The organism is Streptomyces sp. NPDC051104 (genome assembly GCF_040682835.1).
GTDB classification, from domain to species: domain Bacteria; phylum Actinomycetota; class Actinomycetes; order Streptomycetales; family Streptomycetaceae; genus Streptomyces; species Streptomyces cynarae.
This window is the reverse complement of the sequence record NZ_JBFBBS010000162.1, coordinates 1-1109: the sequence shown is the minus strand read 5'-3', so window position 1 is coordinate 1109 and position 1109 is coordinate 1. Positions and strand designations below refer to the sequence as shown.

The 1109-nt window shown below is 36.4% G+C and carries 3 protein-coding genes; 2 read left to right on the top strand and 1 reads right to left on the bottom strand.

Annotated elements, in window-relative coordinates; genetic code table 11:
• The first annotated feature begins 215 nt into the window (after positions 1-215).
• Both AB0N14_RS40315 and AB0N14_RS40310 read left to right on the top strand, forming a co-directional pair.
• The gene (locus tag AB0N14_RS40315) at positions 216-389 is read left to right on the top strand and encodes a putative transcriptional regulator (RefSeq protein ID WP_014573167.1); all 174 of its coding nucleotides are present in this window, start codon (positions 216-218) and stop codon (positions 387-389) included.
• Between the two features lie 28 nt (positions 390-417).
• Positions 418-633, top strand: a complete 216-nt coding sequence (locus tag AB0N14_RS40310) for an MW1434 family type I TA system toxin (protein ID WP_312257948.1) — start codon at positions 418-420, stop codon at positions 631-633.
• Here the strand turns inward: AB0N14_RS40310 and AB0N14_RS40305 are convergent.
• The gene (locus tag AB0N14_RS40305; protein ID WP_312257949.1) at positions 622-960 is read right to left on the bottom strand and encodes a hypothetical protein; all 339 of its coding nucleotides are present in this window, start codon (positions 958-960) and stop codon (positions 622-624) included. The two genes, AB0N14_RS40310 and AB0N14_RS40305, sit on opposite strands and share 12 nt — an antisense overlap.
• Positions 961-1109: the final 149 nt, after the last annotated feature.

The following is a 1109-nucleotide window of genomic DNA, read 5'->3' as shown; positions in this document are numbered from 1 at the left end:
CAAAAGCTAAAAAATATCGAATAAAATCGTTTTTATAGTTGACACCGAATAAAATCGGTGTTATAATTAATTCATAAAGTCAAACAAGCGAACAAACATGGAGCATTCAGTACGGCGGACGGAACAGGCTCAAATGACGGTACACGACGTATCCACCGCGACGTAAGTAGCAAGTTTGGCAAATAAAAAGCCCTCGCAGGCAAATGGAGGTTCTAATGGAACAAGTAAAAACAATTAATCATCTTGGGCAAGTAGTTTATCAAGAGTCAGTTGAATTTTATAAAGAAAAGCTCTCAGTTTACTCAAAAGATTTTCTTCAAAATTCGCTCATTCCTCAGTTATATGAATGGTCAAATGCTTATAAAGCAGCAGTTGAACTGACAAAATAAAAAGCCCGATTGGGCTAGGAGGTGGAAAATGGATATTATCGAAGCAACGAAAAAATCAGTAGAACTCAACAAAGCTATTTATCGAAAATCTCATCAAAGCACTATGTATTTACCAACCGACACGGCGGATTGTTGCTTAATGTTTGGAATGGGAGAAAATAAAAAAAGGTCAGAACGTTTATCGGTTCGTTGGAATCCGAAGCAGTCTGACCTACTAGCTAATGACTGGACGTTAGAAAATTAAACTCTTAAGTTTAATGATAGAATCTAAGATTTTGTTAAAGTCTTTTGCAAATCTGTTTTCCATTTCAACAATTGATTTATTTGTTAAAAATATTTGAGTTGCAGTGTTGTTTCCATAAGTACAGTCTAAAAACCCCTGAGTATCTAGCTCCATTATAGAGTTATAAAAATCATCGTAAAGCATTTCTGAAAACAACTCATCATAAACAAATTGTGCATACTTGAATTCTTTAGCTTGAATTTTAGAAATTCCATTGTTACTTCTATCTAAATACTCTTTATAAAGAGTTTGCAAAACAAATTTCGTTTCATTGGTTAATTCATCCATAACACTCCCCCTTTCTATAAACATTGAATACAAAAACTAATGCCTTAGAATTGTAAGACCCTAGCCGTCGTCGGTTCCGACGGCATCGAGGACGCCCGGTACGCGCATTCGCTGCTGACCACCGTGGCGCCCGACAGGAAGCAGATCGC

Coding starts and splice junctions, on each gene's coding strand:
- AB0N14_RS40315 (WP_014573167.1), top strand. CDS start 216: ATGGAACAAGTAAAAACAATTAATCATCTTGGGCAAGTAGTTTATCAA.
- AB0N14_RS40310 (WP_312257948.1), top strand. CDS start 418: ATGGATATTATCGAAGCAACGAAAAAATCAGTAGAACTCAACAAAGCT.
- AB0N14_RS40305 (WP_312257949.1), bottom strand. CDS start 960: ATGGATGAATTAACCAATGAAACGAAATTTGTTTTGCAAACTCTTTAT.